The sequence below is a fragment of the Micromonospora sp. NPDC093243 genome, from assembly GCF_044753725.1.
In the GTDB taxonomy this organism is placed as follows: domain Bacteria; phylum Actinomycetota; class Actinomycetes; order Mycobacteriales; family Micromonosporaceae; genus Micromonospora.
On record NZ_JBIVNT010000019.1, the window covers coordinates 1 to 17,613 of the forward strand.

Here is a 17,613-nt window from a genome sequence, read left to right on the forward strand (position 1 = left end):
CCCCCGGATCATCCGAAAGACAGGGGCAGGAAGTCATACCGGGCCGAGCGACCGAGGGTCCCCGGCTGGGGACGATCAAAAAGGTAACGGGGGGGAGTCACCCGTCGCCTGGCTCCTCCTGCACCGTCGCCCGGTGCGGCTTGACCGCCCTGGGCACGTCCAGTTCGGACAACAGCGTCCCGGTCGCGCCGGCCCGGCGCAGCGAGGCGTCGATGCCCCGAATGGTCAATACCCGGTCCGGTGGCTCACTCGCTGCCACCACCCGGTCGCCGCCGACCAGCGCCGGCACCGGGGCGGCGTGGATCGCCTGCGCCAGCGCCGTGAACTGCGCGGTGCGGGCCAGCGACGCGATCAGCGGCACCTTCCGGTCGGTTCGATGGTCGAGCAGGTTCTCCAGCAGGCCCGCCCGACCCGGTACGGTCCGCGGCTCGACCTCGCCCGGCAGCAGCAGCCGATCGGTCGGTCGGGTACACCAGCACCGCGCGGATGGCGGTCACCAGTCGCGGGTGGCACGGCGGGAGGCGGTTCCTCCGCAATCGAGTCCAGCGCGTTCACGATCGCAGGTCGCCGTCAGCGGGGCGTCCTCGTCGGTGATGACGCGGCCGCTGCTGCCGTCGGTGCTGACCGCAGCCACCGGTCGGGGTGAATGCACCCGAGGCCCAGTCTCGCCTGCCAGGGCCTCAGTCTGTCGCTGCGCGCCTCAGCCCGTCGAACGCTAGCAGGGCACCGGAGTCGCACCCCCTGCGGCGATTGCCGCCCAACACCAAACCGCGTTTACACATAGCCACCGCCGCCGGGCTGACCCATCAAGTCGTACATAGACGCGAGGGGCGCGGGCGTCCTGCTTTGCGCAACAGGGCAGGACGCGCGGCACCCGTTTGGTTGGGCGGTGGAATCGGGCAGCGTCGGCCAGCAGCGGGTGAACCGTTGTACCCACCGGTAGACGGTGACGTGATCCACCTCATATACCGCGTTCGACCGACAGTTCCTCCACATCCCCGCTAAAGGACGTCTCGTAACCTTCTGAAGGTGTTGCCCCAGCCGGGCTGGTGGTTCAGCCGGCGAGGATGATGTTGTGGAGATGGGCGATGCCGGAAGCTGCGTCGGTCAATGTGTGGGCGGCGCGGCGGTAGTCGCGCAGGATTTTGAAGCACTTCATCCTGGCCAGGGTGTGTTCGACCTGGGCTCGGACGGTCCGGTGCTGCTTGTGCAGGTTGGCCTTCCAGTCGGGTAGTTCCCTGCCGGCGGCGGGCTTGCGGTACGGGGTGATCACTTCAGGGTTGCCGCGGTAGGCGCCGTCGGCCATGACTGGCCGTCCGGCCAGCTTCTGATCGATGCCGCTGGTGCGGTAGACGATGGTGTCGTTGCGGTTGCCGGGTTGCGGATCGCCGAGGGCGCGAATCGTTCGATGCCACGCCGAGGCTGTGGCAACCGTGGCTGAAGACCCGCGACGGCCATCGGCGGTGCCGCTGCCGACGGGAGAGGTGTCGCGCTAAGCGTCGGCCTTCGGCCTCGCTCCACTGACCTCAGTCCAGCCGCGTAACAACGTTACCGTCGGTGTCGCGGCCGACGACGGCGGTGATGTCGGAGAGGTTCATCCCCTCGCGCTCGGCACCGCTGCGGGGAAGCCAGACCGCGTACGCGCCGACTTGGCGACCGCTGGTGGCGGGCAGCGGGTGGACGGTGGCCGTTGCGGTCTGGCCGAACATGGTCACTGAGACGCTGGCGATGGCACCGCGTACGAACCCGACGAGGATGACTTCCTCCGACCCTGGGTCCCACGGCTGCAGGTAAGGCAGCGGTTTGGCGGGTAGAAGCGGTGGGCCGCTGCTCTTGAGGGCAGCTGGCGCCGGATCGCAGACGACGGACTCGTTTTCCTGGCCTTCGACGTGCTTGCCACCCACGCGGGCCGCGCGTACGCAAGAAACGTCCTCGGCGAGCCAGGCGGAGGTTTCCCAACCGGGCACGCGACCGTCCAACACCACAGGCTGCCCAAGGGTAGGTGGGTGCGGCCAGGACGCCGACGGTTCGGGGGCGGACGGCCCGAAGCTAATCGAACACCCTGCGGAAAGCAGCCCAGCCAAGACGACCGAAATGAAACGGAAGCGCATGTAACAAGTATCCCGCTTTGCTGCCCCGCGACGGCGATGAGACGGCTGCGGGGACAGACGGCATGCCAGCAGAAGCGGGCGTACTGCCAGCCGATCCTGTAACCTGCGTGGTCGTGTACGGAGCGCGGAAGGTGCTCGTGCCCGACGCGTGGCGCTGGTCGTCTTCGCCACCAGTGCTCGCGCCGTACCACTCAACCTTGTGAACGGCCGGGTTCCACGTCACCCTCCAACCTGAACGCGATGGCACGCATCGCGCGCCGATTCGGACACGTGGAACCGCGCTGCCGGGCGTGGGGATACCTAGTCGGGCTGTTGTCGCCGCCGGAGGGCAAGAACAGCTGGACGATCGCCGAGGCCGCCGGCGACATCGCTCCCGACGGGATGCAACGGCTCTCAACAACTTCCGGGGGGACGCCGAGGCCCGACCTGAAGGCGTAGCCGATCCGGCCGATCGCCCCCTTGAACCGCTCGGCCGTCAGCGCACGACCACGGCCGCACGAACCAAACGCTCACGTTTCCCAGATCACGACGCGATTGCCAAGGCAGTTCGTGTACTGCCTGTCCGGTCTCGCGATCGTGCAGGGGATGTCGAGGGGTTCACGCACCGCGTCGGCCGGTTCCCAGACCACCCCGTTCGCCTGACGCGTACCGGGCTGGTGGCGTAGCCGTTGCACGACTCCGACCAGCTGGTCATGGCCGGATCGGCCGCCGCGGAGCCGGTGCCCGTAGCTGAACCCTAGGACCCGGCCGTTTCTGACGAAGCGGCTGACCTGCGGCACGTAGAATTCGATGGCGGCGGCGGTATCGTCCCCGCTGACCATCCAGGGGCCGGGACAAGGACCGGACACGAGACAGCGACCTCACCGGCCAAGCAGACCACACGATTGCATGCGGTAGTCGATCATGCTTGCATCCAGTGCAACACAGCCAGATGGATCAACTCACCCTGCCAGTCTCGAGGCCGAATCTGGGCCAGGACGAACGACGACTCACGTCTCCTTTCCGAACGCCTCACGTACGAGTTGGTTTGCCTCGTTCTGGGAGCAGCCTGAGGCAACGATGAGGTCACTGGCGGCGGTACGGACTTGAGCGATGACCACGCCGCCGGAAAAGCCAACCTGCTTGCGGTAAGCCCGGCCTGCCTCGCGTATTGCCTCCTGGAGCTGCTCGCGCGCCCGGCGCGGGTCCTTCCCGCTGGCGAATTCTTGTCGGAGCGCCTGCACTGACTCGCTAAGGCGTTCCACCGCGTTGACCATTTCATCCGGGATTGGCTCACGGTCCTCGATCAACGTTACAGCCCTACGAATCAAGGTTCCGCTGTTACGCATAGCGCGATCGATCGGCTCCGCCGACGCCGCGTAGTGGCGAAGCATGCCCCGGCGTCGCCGCCACGAAATGGGCGACAGTGTGGTGGCCTCTTTCGCGCCTTGAGCTGCGTCGGTCAGCGCCTGCACCTCGGCCTTGTTCCTCCGCAGCCGGTCCAGTGCCGCCTGCGCCTGGCCGGCGTTGCGGTCCCTGAGCGCCTGCGCCGCGCTCGTCAGCTGATCGGCCAGCATATCCAACGCCGGGCCGGCAGCCTGGTTGATCACACGTAGGGGATTGAGCGGCAGCAACACAGAGGTGACAACCAACGCGACGATGCCGCCGACTAACGTGTCGACGAACCGAGGTACCTCAAGGTCCCGCGTCGACGGACTGAGAGTTGCGATCAACACCGCGGTCGCCGCCGCTTGCAGGACCACCGCCGCGCCACCGCCGAGGATGAGCGCTGCGAGAATCGACAGCACGACGACCGTTCCGAGCTGCCACGGCCCGGTTCCCACACCCGCAAGCAACGCGTCACCAACGCCAACGCCAAGAGCAACCCCAACGATCAACTCGACAATCCGCCGTACCCGTTGACCGACCGAAGCCGCCAGCGTGGTGACCGCCACGGTCGGAGCGAACACCGGCTCCGGATTGCGCAACAGCTCATGTGCTACCAACCACGCCAGCGTCGCCGCCAGCCCCGCCTGCAACGCGAGGATGCCACCCACGCGGACCCGCTGCAACCGATCCCTTGCAGTCAACCTGAACCATCGCCTCAGTCGGGCAGCGGCTCGCGCTAGCTCCTGGCCGGCCTCGGCCTGTCTAAGGTCTCGGACTGCTTGTCGGAAACGTTCATGACTTGCCAGCACAGCGGCTACTACCCCAACCGATCCGAATGATTCCGATCCAGCAACGCGTCAGGCCCCCCGTTGACCGTCGGTGCCACGGGGGTCACACGCAACCGCGGAACTGGCAGTCACTCTTTTCCAAACCGGCAGCGAACCGCCGCACCTGACGGTTGTCAGCGAGTGACAGCGCGGCCAGGGGGCATGTGCCGCGCCCTCGGTGCCACCGCCCGTGATGCCGAAAGGTCCTCCGTGCCCCGCGGGGGGCTGTCTCGCTAACGGTGTTTCCGGCGATCTTGGTTAGTAGGTTTCAGCGGCCGGGAAGCGGTCGCTGAAGGTGATGGCGAAGGCGTTCAACGCGGGTTTCCAGCGCATCGTCCATCGGGTTCTGCCTGCTCCGGTGGGCCGGGTCACCAGGTACAGACACTTCAACGCGGCCTGCTCGTTCGGGAAGTGGCCGCGGGCCTTGACCGCCCGCCGGTAGCGGGCGTTGAGCGACTCGATCGCGTTGGTGGAGCAGATGACGGTGCGGATCTCCAGGTCGTAGTCGAGGAACGGGATGAACTCGGCCCAGGCGTTGTTCCACAGCCGGATCACCGCCGGATACCGGTCGCCCCACTTGTCGGCCAGGTCGTCGAACGCGGCTCTGGCGGCGGTGGCGTTGACGGCGGTGTAGATCGGCTTGATGTCGCGTTTCAGCTCGTCCCAGTACCGCCGTGAGGTGAGGCGGAACGTGTTGCGGATCAGATGGATGATGCAGGTCTGCACCACGGTCTGGGGCGATACGTTGGTGACCACCTCTGGCAGGCCTTTGAGGCCGTCGCAGACGAGGAAGAACACGTCCTTCACGCCCCGGTTGCGCAGGTCGGTCAGCACGCTCATCCAGAACTTGGCACCCTCACCACCGGTGCCGGCCCACAGCCCGAGGATGTCCTTGTCCCCGTCGAGGGTGACGCCGATCGCGGCGTAGAACGGCCGGTTCGCGACCTGCCCGTCGCGGACCTTGACGACGATGGCGTCGATGAACACGGCCGCGTAGATCTCGTCCAAGGGCCGGTGCGACCAGTCGGTCATCTCCTCGATCACCTTGTCGGTGATCCGCGAGATCGTCTCCTTCGACACCGAAGCCCCGTAGATCTCGGCGAAGTGCGCCGAGATCTCTCCGGTCGTCAACCCTTTGGCATACAGGGACAACACGACCTCGTCGACCCCGGACAGGCGCCGTTGGCGCTTGCGCACGATCTGCGGGGTGAACGTGCCGGCCCGATCCCGCGGCACATCGATCTGCACCGGCCCCGACGCGTCGGTCAACACCGTCTTCGGCCGGGCGCCGTTGCGGATGTTGCCCGCCCCGGCACCGGCCGGGTCGTGCTTTTCATAGCCGAGGTGCTCGGTCATCTCCTCGTTCAACGCCGCCTCCAGGACCGTCTTGGTCAACTGCTTGAGCAGCCCGTCCGGCCCGGTCAGCGACAGCCCCTGCTCCTTGGCCGCCCGGACCAGCTCGGCAGCGGCCTTCGCCTCCGCAGACGGCTCGGGCCGCTTCTTGCGTCCGGTCTGGTCGTTCAGTGTCGCGGTCATCACGGCACCCTTCTCACCAGGCACAACGCCTGGCGGGTCAGGCCGGAAACACCAACTTGTTGGATTGGTGGCGGAGATCAGGGTCTGTAGCCATGATCTCCGAGGTTGTGGGCGGGGTCGCTCGGGAAACACCTGCCGCCCACGGGCTGGCCCCCTAACGGCCTGTGCCCCGGCCACAACCGCCGGCGAGAGTGGCTCGAGAGAGGTCTGTTAAGCCTGAAGTTGGTCTGCCCTCCTCGCCGGATCCCTCTTCCCGTCCTGCAAGGAGAACCCGTGCCCCCGGCCCCCCTCAGCATCCGCACCGGTCATCATCGCGGTCGATCCCCACAAGGCGTCATGGACTGCGGTGGCGGTCGACAACCGACTCCAGCTCCTCACCGCGATCCGGGTCGAGGTCAACCGCGACGGCTACCGGCAACTACGCCGGTTCGCCCGCCGCTGGCCGCACGCGACCTGGGCGGTCGAAGGCGCAGTCGGCCTCGGCGCCGCGCTGACCGCCAGACTGACCGCCGACCACATCGATGTGGTCGACGTACCCGCGAAGGTTGCCCGTCGCGTCCGCCTGCTGTCGACCGGGCATGGCCGCAAAAGCGATCAGGCCGACGCCCTGTCGGTCGGAATCGCCGCACACACCGCCACCCGACTCAACACCGCCGTCATCGACGAAGCGATTGCCACCCTGCGGTGCCTTACCGAACACCGCGATGACCTGGTCGCACTCGAACTCAGACCATCAACCGGCTGCATGCGCTGCTCGCCCAGCTCATCCCCGCCGGCATGCCCCGCCGACTGACCGCCGAGACAGCAGCCACCGCCCTACGCAGCATCCGCCCTCGGGCCGTGCTGGCCCGCACCTTGCGCCAGGTGGCCGTGGACCTGCTCAGCGAGGTGCGCCGCCTCGATGGGCGCATCGCCGAGGCAACAGCGACCCTGTCCGCCGCCGTCGCAGCCTCAGGCACCACCCTGACCGATCTGCACGGCATCGGCTACGTCCTCGCCGCGAAAGTCCTGGTCCGCGCCGGCTCCGTCAACAGGTTCCGGTCGGAGTCTGCGTTCGCCTCGTACTGCGGCGTTGCGCCGATAGAAGTGTCTTCCGGCGGCATCCAACGGCATCGCCTCTCGCGTGCCGGCGACCGGCAGCTCAACTATGCGCTGCATGTCATGGCCATGGCCCAGATCAAACGAGCGACCCCCGGCCGGGACTACTACCAGCGCAAACGAGCCGCCGGCAAAACCCACAAAGAAGCTATGCGCTGCCTGAAACGCCGCCTCGCGGACGTCGTCTACCGAGCCATGATCAAAGATACGGAGACCTCTCTGCTGCCAACGCCTTGATGGCATGAAGGAGCGGGGCCTCGCTCCTCGTGGGTCCCGGGCGGGATGCTCGGGGTGCTCACGTCTCACGACGAAGGAGGCCCCTCATGCAGGCAGAGTACGACGGCCGGCAGATCGTGGGTATCGATCTGCACCGGCGCCGGTCGGTGATCGTGCGGATGACCGAGGCGGGCGAAAAGCTCGACACGGTGCGGATCGACAACGACCCGGTCGCGCTCGGGTTGGAGATCGTTAAGGCCGGCCCGGACCCGGAGGTGGTCCTGGAGGCCACCTACGGCTGGTACTGGGCGGTGGACGTGCTGACCGCAGCCGGCGCCCGGGTGCATTTGGCGCATCCGTTGGGGGTGAAGGGGTTCGCCTACCGGCGGGTGAAGAACGACGCCCGCGACGCCGCTGACCTGGCGGATCTGCTGCGCATGGGCAGGCTGCCGGAGTTGTATGTGGCCCCGCCGGCGGTGCGCGAGTTGCGGGAGCTGGTGCGGTATCGCGCCAAGCTGGTCGCCTGGCGCAGCGGCCTGAAAGCGTCGGTGCACGCGGTGCTGGCCAAACAGGGCGTGCACATCCCTGTCTCGGATCTGTTCCGCGTGGGCGGGCGGGAACTACTCGCCCGGGCACCGCTGGACGGGGCGTATCGAGGGCGAGTGTCCTCGCTGTGCCGGCTGATCGACGCGGTCGATTTCGAGATCGACGCGGTCGCCGGGCCGATCCGGGCCAGACTCGCCGGACATCGCGGCTACACGGCGATCCAGGCCATCCCCGGTGTCGGACCGGTCCTGGCGGCGGTGTTCGTGGCGGAGATCGGCGAGGTCGACCGGTTCCCCGGCCCGGCGCAGCTGACCTCGTGGGCCGGACTGACCCCACGGCACCGCGAGTCCGACCTCGTCGTGCACCGGGGCCGGATCACAAAGCAGGGCTCCGGGCTGGTGCGGTGGGCCGCAGTCGAGGCCGCCCACGGCGTCCCGCACACCGCCGGCTGGCTGACCGGCGCCCGCGCCCGCATCGCCGAACGCCGCGGACGCAACATCGCCACCGTCGCGGTGGCCCGCAAACTGCTCACCCTCGTCTACTACGGCCTACGCGACGGGCACATCCGCGCCCTCGCCCCGGCCCGGGCGGCGGCGTGAGCAGGTTCGGACGTGACCGGACGCGCGGCCGTTCTGTGTCTGACCCCCGTCGGCCGACGGCGAGGCCGCCCGCTTGATTGACCCCGTCCGGTCACGGCCGCACACCACCATGCCCCCCAACCCAGGCGGGGCGAATGGATGACCGGCAGCCGAACCCGGCCTGCCCCCACCGACAGCAGTCGGAACCTGGCGACGCGACCACACCCACAACACCGACTTCCGGCATCACCACGATGGCGCCCACGGCGCCGGCGTCAAGGCCAAGCCCTAGAGGGTGGGCCTGCGGCCCAGCCCTGACCCCGGCGCCGCACACACGCCTGCCCGAGAACCATGCCGGGAGACGGGCAAAACAACGTCAACGGTTCAAAATCCCAACCTTGACCGGCCCCGCTCCTTCATGGATGACACAGAGAGGTGCCGTCAGATCCACAGTCCCACCAGCGTGGGCAGCCGAAAAGTGAGCGACAGCCCGGGCGCCTCGGCCGAGGCCTGGCCGGGCCACGGTCGCATGTCAATGAAACAAGTAGCCGGGTAGAGGATGTTTAGTAGGACACAACAGGCTCTCAGCGAACGCGCTGTTCGAGTCGAAGCTGGCCTGGCTGTACGACCTCTGCGTAGGTCCCGAAGCAGGCAGCGCGGCCGAGTCCGAGTACAGAGATTCGATGATGCTGGGCAAGGGCGCCGAGAATCGTCCGGTCGGCAGGTAGCTCGCCCTGGCTCAGCCCGGGTACCACGCACCGCGGAGTTGGCACGATCACCCGGAGAACTACGTCGCCCAGTTGCAGTTCCTGGCCCGGTTCAGGGTCGCGCTCCGCGTCGATGACGAGGTTCGGACGGAACCGCGCTGCGGCGACATCCACGCGACCCATCTGCTGGCCCAGCATGGACAGCGCGCCGGTGGTCACGATGTGGACGGCCCCGAAGTCGACCAGGCGGCCAACGCGGCGAGGTCCCGCGATCGCGGTAACGATTTCCTGACCCGCACCGACTGCCTCCATCCATCCGGGCACCATGCCGGCCTCGTCGGGCAGTTGCCGGTGGAGTTTGGCGTCAGCCGGTACGTCCTGACTGAGATGTACCACCCGGCCCAGGTAGCGGCTAAGCACGGCGTCCGCCTCTGGGGTGCCGGCGAGCACGTTCCTTCCGTCGACACGCAGCACCAACATCGGCTCACCGGCGTCATCGCGCAGGCTCGTGCCAACATCAAGCAGGCGCCCCCACCTTCGGGGATGTTTGGCGCTACCCACTGTCCCGTCACGGCCATCGAGGCATGCCCAGGCTCTGTCCCCACGGAGACCACCGTGCTCCACAGCCGCTACCTTGAGGGTCTCACCTTGCGCGCTCTTCAGCGGATAACGGAGGAGCGCGACAACCTTCTGCATGTCGATCATCTTGCACCATGGGGATCGAGCCGAGGGGCCGGTTCTGCCGCTCGGTCATGCCTTCGACGACCTTGTCGGTGATCGTCGAGATGGTCTGCCGCGACACCTCGGCGCCATACATCTCGGCCAGGTGGGCCTGGATCTCCCGGTGGTCAGGCCCTTGGCCGACAGCGAGATGACCATGTCGTCCACACCGGACAATCGCCGCTGCCGCTTGGGGACGATCTGCGGCGTGAACGACCCGTCGCGGTCGCGAGGCACGTCGATCTCGACCGGGCCGACGTCGGTCAGCACCGTCTTGGCCCGCACACCGTTGCGGGAGTTCCCGCCGTTCTTGCCCGCCGGGTCGCCCTTGTCATAGCCTAGGTGGTCGGTGATCTTACCCTCGAGCGCTGATTCCAGGACCCGCTTCGTGAGCTGCTGCAACAGCCCACCGTCCCCGGTCAGCTGCAGACCCGCCGCGCGGGCCTGCTCCACGAGCTGGGCGACCAGCTCCGCGTCGACACCCTCCGCCGGCCGTCCCGGCACGTTCTTCGCCACCGCGGCAGTATTCACGGCGGCCATCGATTCGGACATCAGGTGCTGCTCCTTGATCAGGAGTTACACCGTTCGTCTTACAGTCCCCCTCCAAGCCGTCGCCGCCGAACTCAACCGCCGCCCACGCAAAGCGCTCGGCTGGGCCACCCCAGCCGAGCGCTTCGCTACTCTCCTCGGCACCAACCACTAACAGCGGTGTTGCAACGACCCCTGAAATCCGCCGACGTGCCGCGGGGCCTCGGTTCGGTCAGCGCGTCAGTGGTACGACTTCCAGCCCGTCACCGATCCGCCCTGCGCCCGCGGCGCCACGGCGTTGTCCGTCGTCGGGACATCCGTCGGCGCCCCGACGGCCGGTGGCACCGAACCGGCCGCGATCGGAAGGTTCAGCTGGCTCTTGGTCAGGTCGATACGGACCGTGGCACCGGTTGGCGTCGGGTAGGTCTGCTCCAGATCGCTCTGGGTCAGCACCAGGCCCAGGATGTGCCCCGGCTTCAGCACCGCGTCGTAGGACTGCAGCGGGACCGTCATCATGTACCACCTGCCGGGCTGCAACGGGGTGTTCGACCGCAGCGAACCGTAGTGGGCGGCATCCAGCCAGCCCCTGGTCAGCACGCTGACGTCCTTGTTCACCACGGTCTGTGCCGTCTCTTTGTAGCACCCGTTGTCGGTCGGGCTCGACTCACCGAAGCAGGACTCGGTCGTCAGCACCCGGATGCCCTCACCGGTTGACATGTGGTCGACCCGCTGCGCCAGGCCGTAGTCGACCAGCCGAGCGGTCAGCGTGGTGGTCGGCCGGTCGACCTGCACGCTCAGTGTCACCGTCGGCTTGCCGGCGAACCGCAGGTCTGCGGTGAGCGGCTTGGTCAGGAAGACCAGCCGGCCATCGCGGGTCGTCTTGGGCGCGCCTACCGCGTTGACCTCGTTCAACGTCGGAACGTCGGTGAAGGTCTTGATCGTGGTGTCGGCCTGGGGGGCACCGAGCACCCCGGTGGTGCCGTCACCGTTGCCGAGCCGCAGCGCGGTGATCCGGGTGCCCGCCGGTGGCCAGGACCGCTCCTGGACCCACTGGCTCGGATCGCGCTCGATCGACACCGCCGGCTGACCCATGATGCCGTTGTCCAGGCCCTGCAGCCAGAAGTCGAACCACTGGTGCAGCGTGTTGACCCACTCCGTGCGACGGAAATCGAACGGGTCGACGTGACCCGTCTGGGACAGCCACACCTTGCGGGGCACGTTGCGGGCGCCCAGCGCCGTCCACCAGTCGCCGAACTGTGAACTCGTCACGTTGAGGTCGTTCAACCCGTGCACGGCGAACACGCTGGCCCGGACGTTCGAGGCCTGCCGGGTGAAGTCCCGCTGCGCCCAGAAGTCGGTGTAGTTTCCGGTGTCCTCGCCGGCATTGGCGGCCATTTGCGCGACCATCGCGTCGCAGACCCCGTCGGGGCGGCCGGTGACGAAGTCGTGGTGCCAGGGCACGCCGTCGGGGCCACGCAGCACCCCGTTGAACCGCATGTAGTCGTACCAGCTCGAGATCGCGGCGATCGGCACGATGGTGGCCAGCCCGTCGACGCCGGTCGCGGCGACCCCGTTGGCAATGGTGCCGTCCCAGGACTTGCCGATCATGCCGACCTTGCCGGTCGACCAGTCCGCGACGACCCGCCGTCCGTCGGCCGCGCTCGCGCCGACCCGGCCGTTCAGCCAGTCGATGGCCGCCTTGGCGCTCCCGATCTCGGCCGGCCCGCTGATGTCGTTGCAGCCCGTCGAGCGGTTCGTGCCCGCGACATCGACCAGCGCGATCGCGTATCCACGCGGCACGAAGTAGTTGTCGTAGTACAGCGGGAACCCGTTCGCCGTACCCGTCGAATCGTAGGTCTTGATCTCGCTCTCGAGTCCTCGACCGATGCTCTTGTAGTACGGCGAGGCGACCATGATGACCGGCACCTTCACACCGGCCGCAGCTGCCTCGCGGGGCCGGATGATGTCGACCGCAATCCGGTCGTTCACACCCTCACCGCTGCTGACCGGCGAGTCGACGTAGACGCTCTCCCGGATCGCGTTTACGTACGAGTAGACCGGGACGGTCTGGTCGGCCTGGACAAACGGCGCCGCAGAGGCCGGGTGCGCGGTCGCGGTTCCCGGCACGACCGCAAAGGTCACGGTGGCCAGGACGACTGCAGAGGCAAGTTTCCCTGCCCTCCCCCGATGCTGCCTTAATAACGACGACAACTCGCACCATCCTCATAGTCTGATGGGTGAATAGGAATTGTGACCACCAGCCGGCTATGACCGGCCGGGCCAGATGGGGGTCACCCCTTCTTCGATGTGGCGATGCACCAATAGCGCGGATGCAGGCGCCTCATCCACGTGGCGACCGTCCGGTCGGTCAGCCAACATTAGCAGTTTGTCGATGTCTGAACAACGGCTCAAGGTCGGTGCGACCCATCGAGCGTTGATGCAGCGATCTTGGGCCACGGCGTTCGTCCTCTTGACCGGGAAGAGGTCGGTGTGCTCGGTGCCGCGCATTTGGCCGACCAATTGCCGTCCGTCGTGGCCGAGCCGAGTGTGGACGGCGCAGGCATCTGAACCAGACAGCTGCCATCGATGCGGGTGATGATCCCAGCGGACCGGCCGGCGGTCGTCGTGGTGACGGGCACTGCCGGCGTCGGCAAGACGGCGCTGGCAGTGCGATGCGCCCACCGGGTCGTCGATCGGTTCCCGGACGGTCAGCTCCACCTGAACCTGCGGGGCTTCCACGAACGCCAGGAGGCGCTCGGCACCGAGGAAGCTCTGAGCGACCTGCTGTCCGGCCTAATAGTGCTTAGTTAGGTCGGCGTGTCGCGGGTCGTCGGAGTCGTTTGGGGTAGTTGGACGTTGCGGTGACCCCTGACGAGCTTTCCGTTGTGCGGCAACGGCTTGAGGCGTTCGCCGCGGACGTCTTCACCCCGCTGGTGAGGTCGGATCAGCGGACGAAGGGTGAGTCGTATCTGCGGGGACTGCTGCTGGACGGGCGGCGCAAGTCGATGCAGCCGACGGCGCAGCGGCTGGGAGTGGATCAAGTTCGTGACGACCTCGACGTGGGACACCACGGCGGTGCGGATGCGGCTGGCCCGACGAGCCCTGGACGTGGTCGAGCCGGTGGCGCGGGTGGTCGACGACACCGGTTCCCCGAAGGACGGCAAGGGCTCGCCGGGCGTGGCCAGGCAGTACTCCGGCACCCTCGGCAAGGTGGCGAACTGCCAGATCGGGGTGAGTGTCCACGTCGTGACCGACACGCCTCGTGCCCTCTGAACTGGCATTGTATCTGCCGACGTCGTGGGACGAGCAGAGCGTTGACGGGGCTGACAGCCGCGGGGTGGCCGCCCGCCGGGCGAGGTGCGGGATACCTGAGCAGGAGCGTCATCGGCCGAAGTGGTCGCTGGTGGTGGAGATGCTCGACGAACTGGCCGGACACGGACTGCGTCCACCGCTGCTGGCCGCCGACGCCGGCTACGGCGACAACAGCCAGTTCCGCAAGGCTCTGGACCAGCGCGGGATCGGCTACATCATGCCGGTCAAAGGCGACGCCCTCGCGCACCAGCCAGACGTGCAACCAGTCGAGCGGGTCTGGTCCGGGCGGGGCCGCCCACCGACCCGCACCGACCCGCGCTACCCGAAGACAGCGCTCAGCCTGGTCGAACACGTCCGCGCCGCCGGACCTGACGCCGCAGAGACGATCACCTGGCGCGAAGGCTCGAAAGGCACGATGAGCTCCCAGTTCATCTATTTACGAGTGCGTCCGGCCGGGCACCGCGTCGCCCGGGACACCGACGGCACCCTGCCCGAACGGTGGCTGATCGCCCAATGGCCCGACGACCAGGCCGAGCCGGTCAAGTACTGGCTGTCCAGCCTGCCCGCCACCACCAGCCACCCCGACCTGGTCCGCTACGGCAAGATCCGCTGGCGGATCGAACACGACTACCGCGAACTGAAGACCGGCCTCGGCCTGGACCACTTCGAAGGCCGCTCCTTCACCGGCAGACACCGCCACGTCACCCTCGTCACCGCCGCGCACCTGTTCCTCACAGAACTACGCCTGGACCCAAAAGCGGCTGCGCCGGCCTGACCCTCTACACGATCATCCGCGACCTGCAACGACTCCTCGCGACCTGGACCGGCGCCTGCCTCACCTGCCACCAACCCGTGAAACCGCTACACCGCAACAAACGTCACCGAACCTAACAAAGCACTACTAGTCGGGCTGCGCCGGTGACAGTCCAATCCCGGCAGTCCGGGTGCTCAGGGGTTGTCTCCGCCCCCTCACGTGCACCACCACGGCATAGTACATACGTTCGACGGAACGATGTTCGAATCCCGGCGTCGACATAGCCACAAACATCAGGGGCGCGGAGGGGCGGACACCACCCGCGGGCGCTGCAACGCCACTCGGTCTCGAGCACGACCGCCCCCGACCCCGGAACCGGACCGCCATACCGCCAGGTCTAAAGTGGTCGCCCCACGGGCACGCCCTGCCCTCATGACCAGCCCGATTGAGCGGAGAAGTTGATCCCGCATGAGCCAGCCGGCGCCAGCGATCCAAATACGGGCCGCCACCACGGTGGTGCCCGCCCAGACGAGCGGCATAAGGCCCAACGGAGCCATTAGGCATACAGCCGTCCACTGCTCCCAAACTGCCCCCTAGTAAGGGCCATAAGCAAGAAGCTCGTTACCGGACACTCCGGCAACGAGCTTCCGACCTGCGGGTACAGATGGTGGGCGATACTGGGATCGAACCAGTGATCTATTCGGTGTGAAAGTAGGATTACGCGGCTGTGGCCTACCACCACATTTCCTCTGGGCTGGGGAAACAGTCCGCCAAAGTCCGGGAGTGTCCGTCGTTGGACGCACCCGTTGTCACCCGCTTCGTCACCCAGCTCGCGCTACACCTCGCGCGGCCGGCCCGGCCGATGCCGGCCGGGGGTCGCCAGCATGCTGCGGCCTGAGCCGCCGGCCCGGGCCGTTATTGCAGGCCGCTTGCCTATCGATTCCAGCGCTCGGCGGGTAGGCAATCGCTGCCTCTCTTGCCGTAGACAACGTTGCCGGATGAGTCGGCGTAGCAGGTGTCGAATTCGTCGGACGGACGAAACAGCAGACGGCGGTCGACTTCAGTTCCTGTTGCGTCATAGCTGACCAGCTCAGCGTCCTCGTTGACGCTGGCGTCCTCGGTGAGCAGGCCGAACACGCCGTCATTTAGCCGCGCCGCGGTCGTGTGCCCGTCGCCGTGTTCGAGTAGCAGCCGATGCACCCGAGCGCTGACCCGGCCGGTCACGGCGACGTCACCGCCTTCGATCTCGGTCGACGTCAGTAGGAGTCGCTGGACCGGGCCGGGCAACCAGTCCCGTTGTGGCCAGTCGCTTGCCCCCGTGATACCCCCACTGATCTCCTCACCTGGCGACATGGAGACATCACAGGTGAGGTACCCGGTCTCCGTCATGAACAGCGCCACGGCACGGTGGTGCTGTTCAGCGGCCACGGCTAGCTGGTCCAACGACACCGGAAGCCGCTCAGTTTGCGCGTTCCACGACAGGCACTGCTCCATCGCCTGGTGCAGCGTCGGCGAGAGCTCGCCCGGACCCATCGCCAGCTGTTGCACATCGTCGCCGTTTGGTGCCACCGCCACGCCGGTCACCACCGCTGCGGCCGCCGCCATGGTGGCAATCCCGAGTCGGACGGCCGTTCGGGGCCGCGGCCGGTGGATCGACGTCATCAGATCCGCCCGCATGCGCGTCGCCTTGCCGGGCGGCAGATCCCGCTCGATAGGCGCGTCGAGAATGTCTTTCATCGCGCTTACTCCTTGTTGTCGTCAGTGATCATCCGAGCCAGCCGGGCCTTCGCGCGACTCACGCGCGAACGGACCGCGCCCTCGCTGATTCCGAGGACTGTCGCCGCCTCGCCGTACGGCACACCGGACCACAGGCACAGGGCAACCGCTTCGCGTTCTGCGCGAGGTAGTCGGCGGACCACCGCAAGGATCTTGGTCATCTGCCGCTCGTCATCGAGCCGCGCGGCTACGTCGCTGGCCGGGTCTACGTCAGCCTCCCGCTGCGGCGGCAGCCTACGCAGGGCTGCCAACCACCGCCGGGCCGAACGCCACTCAGTACGGGTCGCATTGGTAGCGACCACCAGCAGCCAAGGCAACGCCAACCCGTCAACCAGGCGCACCTTTCCGCGCCTACGCCACGCAACCAGGAAGGTCGATTGCGTAACGTCTTCCGCCAGGATCCACGAGCCGGTGAGCCGGAACGCGTGGTTGTACACCGCCCGGTAATACCGGTCGAAAAGCCGGCCGAAGGCGATTTCGTCGCCGGCTGCGATAGCCGAACACAGATCGTGGTCAGACGGTTGTATCTCTGTCGTCACACCTCACTATCGCCGGCTGGGGCGAACATGTTGCAATCTCTTCGAACACCAGCGGCAGCCACGACGTCGGACGCCCTCCCGATGCTCCTACGGAAATCAAGGGGTGAGGGCGGCGAAGTCGGCGCGTAGGGCGGTATGTACGTCGCGGACGCTGTAGCGCTTCAGGCAGCGGAGGATTTCCTGCTTGCTGAGGCCTTCTGTGGTGTGTCGTTGCAGGTAGATCTGGGTGCGTTGGTCGTAGCGCATGCGGCATAGCGCGATGGTGTGTAGGGCGTGGTTGGCGCCGCGGTTCTGCCGCAGGTAGACGATCTCTTCGAACCAAGTTGCGTGTGGTGTGGCTGGCCGGGAGAGGGCCGGCTGTGCCCGTCGGGGTGGCCACCGGCGGCGGGCGGCGGGAGCCGGTCGGCGTTTGACGCTGCGGTTCACTGATCGGCTTGTCGGCTGAACCGCCCCGGTTCTTGTAGAGACTTCCCCGCTTGGGAAGGATCGAGAGATGGCAGGAACGAGGCCGTATCCGCAGGAGCTGCGGGAGCGGGCGGTGCGGATGGTCGCGCTGCGGCCGAACTACGAGTCGGACTGGGCGGCTATCACCGCCGTGGCGCCATGCTGGGCATTGGCACGGCCGAGACGCTGCGAAAGTGGGTGCGTCAGGCGCAGTTCGATGACGGGCAGCGGCCCGGGGTCAATCGGAGGAGTCGGCGGAGCTGAAGCGGCTGCGGCGGCAGAACGCGGAGCCGCGCCGGGCGAATGAGATCTTGAAGGCCGCGTCGGCTTTCTTCGCGGCCGAGCTCGACCGGCCTACGACACGCTCGTGAGGTTCGTTGCCGAGTATCGGGGCCGCTTCGGCGGGGTCGAGCCGATCTGCCGCGTGCTGCGTCAGCACGGCCTGCAGATCACCCCGAGGGCCTGTCAAGATTTCTGTGTAAGTTGATCTATGGGTTGTCAGGTCAGGTAGGGGCCGAGGCGGTCGGGGTAGGCCAGGGCGAGGGCGCCGAGG

At 67.3% G+C, this 17,613-nt stretch carries 14 protein-coding genes and 4 pseudogenes; 6 read left to right on the forward strand and 12 right to left on the reverse strand.

Translation table 11 applies throughout. The features are described from left to right. Nucleotides 1–97: 97 nt before the first annotated feature. From ACIP9D_RS32550 to ACIP9D_RS32575, 6 genes and pseudogenes are all read right to left on the reverse strand, one after another. On the reverse strand, nt 98–361 hold the full coding sequence (locus ACIP9D_RS32550; RefSeq protein WP_350877470.1) for a hypothetical protein: 264 nt from the start codon (nt 359–361) through the stop codon (nt 98–100). A gap of 693 nt (nt 362–1,054) precedes the next feature. Then, a pseudogene (locus ACIP9D_RS32555) lies at nt 1,055–1,408 on the reverse strand (transposase family protein); the annotation flags it as partial. A 118-nt stretch (nt 1,409–1,526) separates the two neighbouring features. Next, nucleotides 1,527–1,979, reverse strand: coding sequence for a hypothetical protein (locus tag ACIP9D_RS32560; RefSeq protein WP_350877472.1), 453 nt, complete (start codon nt 1,977–1,979; stop codon nt 1,527–1,529). A gap of 641 nt (nt 1,980–2,620) precedes the next feature. Then, nucleotides 2,621–2,932 (reverse strand): hypothetical protein, encoded by a 312-nt coding sequence (locus ACIP9D_RS32565; protein ID WP_350877473.1) that lies wholly within the window; start codon nt 2,930–2,932, stop codon nt 2,621–2,623. A gap of 168 nt (nt 2,933–3,100) precedes the next feature. After that, entirely contained in the window at nt 3,101–4,147 is a 1,047-nt protein-coding gene (locus ACIP9D_RS32570) for an FUSC family protein (RefSeq protein ID WP_350877475.1), read from the reverse strand. 417 nt (nt 4,148–4,564) lie between these two features. Continuing rightward, nucleotides 4,565–5,842, reverse strand: a complete 1,278-nt coding sequence (locus ACIP9D_RS32575) for an IS256 family transposase (RefSeq protein ID WP_350877493.1) — start codon at nt 5,840–5,842, stop codon at nt 4,565–4,567. 346 nt (nt 5,843–6,188) lie between these two features. Here ACIP9D_RS32575 and ACIP9D_RS32580 point away from each other — a divergent pair, with 346 nt between their 5' ends. The 3 genes from ACIP9D_RS32580 (at nt 6,189) to ACIP9D_RS32590 (ending at nt 8,301) form a co-directional block, all read left to right on the forward strand. Then, entirely contained in the window at nt 6,189–6,635 is a 447-nt protein-coding gene (locus ACIP9D_RS32580; RefSeq protein ID WP_350877477.1) for a transposase, read from the forward strand. A 47-nt stretch (nt 6,636–6,682) separates the two neighbouring features. Then, nucleotides 6,683–7,177: a transposase gene (locus ACIP9D_RS32585; protein WP_350877479.1), complete on the forward strand. Its 495-nt coding sequence runs from the start codon at nt 6,683–6,685 to the stop codon at nt 7,175–7,177. A gap of 86 nt (nt 7,178–7,263) precedes the next feature. Further along, complete coding sequence (locus ACIP9D_RS32590) at nt 7,264–8,301, forward strand: IS110 family transposase (protein WP_350877481.1); 1,038 nt, start codon at nt 7,264–7,266, stop codon at nt 8,299–8,301. A 563-nt stretch (nt 8,302–8,864) separates the two neighbouring features. Here the strand turns inward: ACIP9D_RS32590 and ACIP9D_RS32595 are convergent. The 3 genes and pseudogenes from ACIP9D_RS32595 to ACIP9D_RS32605 all read right to left on the reverse strand — a co-directional run bounded on the left by ACIP9D_RS32595 (nt 8,865) and on the right by ACIP9D_RS32605 (nt 12,446). Continuing rightward, nucleotides 8,865–9,692: an MOSC domain-containing protein gene (locus tag ACIP9D_RS32595; RefSeq protein WP_350877482.1), complete on the reverse strand. Its 828-nt coding sequence runs from the start codon at nt 9,690–9,692 to the stop codon at nt 8,865–8,867. Beyond that, nucleotides 9,631–10,259, reverse strand: a pseudogene (locus ACIP9D_RS32600) (transposase). Before ACIP9D_RS32600 ends, ACIP9D_RS32595 begins: the two are co-directional and overlap by 62 nt. A 216-nt stretch (nt 10,260–10,475) precedes the next feature. Further along, nucleotides 10,476–12,446 (reverse strand): Xaa-Pro dipeptidyl-peptidase, encoded by a 1,971-nt coding sequence (locus tag ACIP9D_RS32605; RefSeq protein WP_350877484.1) that lies wholly within the window; start codon nt 12,444–12,446, stop codon nt 10,476–10,478. 375 nt (nt 12,447–12,821) lie between these two features. On the opposite strand from ACIP9D_RS32605, the gene ACIP9D_RS32610 reads away from it, so the two are divergent. Both ACIP9D_RS32610 and ACIP9D_RS32615 read left to right on the forward strand, forming a co-directional pair. Continuing rightward, the gene (locus tag ACIP9D_RS32610; protein WP_350877495.1) at nt 12,822–13,046 is read left to right on the forward strand and encodes a hypothetical protein; all 225 of its coding nucleotides are present in this window, start codon (nt 12,822–12,824) and stop codon (nt 13,044–13,046) included. A gap of 50 nt (nt 13,047–13,096) precedes the next feature. Further along, nucleotides 13,097–14,322 (forward strand): annotated as a pseudogene (locus ACIP9D_RS32615) (IS701 family transposase). A 912-nt stretch (nt 14,323–15,234) separates the two neighbouring features. On the opposite strand, the gene ACIP9D_RS32620 reads toward ACIP9D_RS32615, so the two are convergent. The 3 genes from ACIP9D_RS32620 to ACIP9D_RS32630 form a co-directional block, all read right to left on the reverse strand. Beyond that, nucleotides 15,235–16,038: a hypothetical protein gene (locus ACIP9D_RS32620; protein ID WP_350877486.1), complete on the reverse strand. Its 804-nt coding sequence runs from the start codon at nt 16,036–16,038 to the stop codon at nt 15,235–15,237. Nucleotides 16,039–16,043: 5 nt separating this feature from the next. After that, nucleotides 16,044–16,616, reverse strand: a complete 573-nt coding sequence (locus ACIP9D_RS32625) for an RNA polymerase sigma factor (RefSeq protein WP_350877488.1) — start codon at nt 16,614–16,616, stop codon at nt 16,044–16,046. Nucleotides 16,617–16,712: 96 nt separating this feature from the next. Next, nucleotides 16,713–16,862 carry a hypothetical protein gene (locus ACIP9D_RS32630; protein ID WP_350877491.1) on the reverse strand — a complete coding sequence of 50 codons (150 nt, stop codon included), beginning with the start codon at nt 16,860–16,862 and terminating at the stop codon, nt 16,713–16,715. 247 nt (nt 16,863–17,109) lie between these two features. On the opposite strand from ACIP9D_RS32630, the pseudogene ACIP9D_RS32635 reads away from it, so the two are divergent. Next, nucleotides 17,110–17,517, forward strand: a pseudogene (locus ACIP9D_RS32635) (transposase); the annotation flags it as partial. Nucleotides 17,518–17,613 lie beyond the last annotated feature (96 nt).

Coding starts and splice junctions, on each gene's coding strand:
- ACIP9D_RS32565 (WP_350877473.1), bottom strand. CDS start 2,932: ATGGTCAGCGGGGACGATACCGCCGCCGCCATCGAATTCTACGTGCCG.
- ACIP9D_RS32575 (WP_350877493.1), bottom strand. CDS start 5,842: ATGACCGCGACACTGAACGACCAGACCGGACGCAAGAAGCGGCCCGAG.
- ACIP9D_RS32590 (WP_350877481.1), top strand. CDS start 7,264: ATGCAGGCAGAGTACGACGGCCGGCAGATCGTGGGTATCGATCTGCAC.
- ACIP9D_RS32595 (WP_350877482.1), bottom strand. CDS start 9,692: ATGATCGACATGCAGAAGGTTGTCGCGCTCCTCCGTTATCCGCTGAAG.
- ACIP9D_RS32610 (WP_350877495.1), top strand. CDS start 12,822: ATGCGGGTGATGATCCCAGCGGACCGGCCGGCGGTCGTCGTGGTGACG.
- ACIP9D_RS32620 (WP_350877486.1), bottom strand. CDS start 16,038: ATGAAAGACATTCTCGACGCGCCTATCGAGCGGGATCTGCCGCCCGGC.
- ACIP9D_RS32630 (WP_350877491.1), bottom strand. CDS start 16,862: ATGCGCTACGACCAACGCACCCAGATCTACCTGCAACGACACACCACA.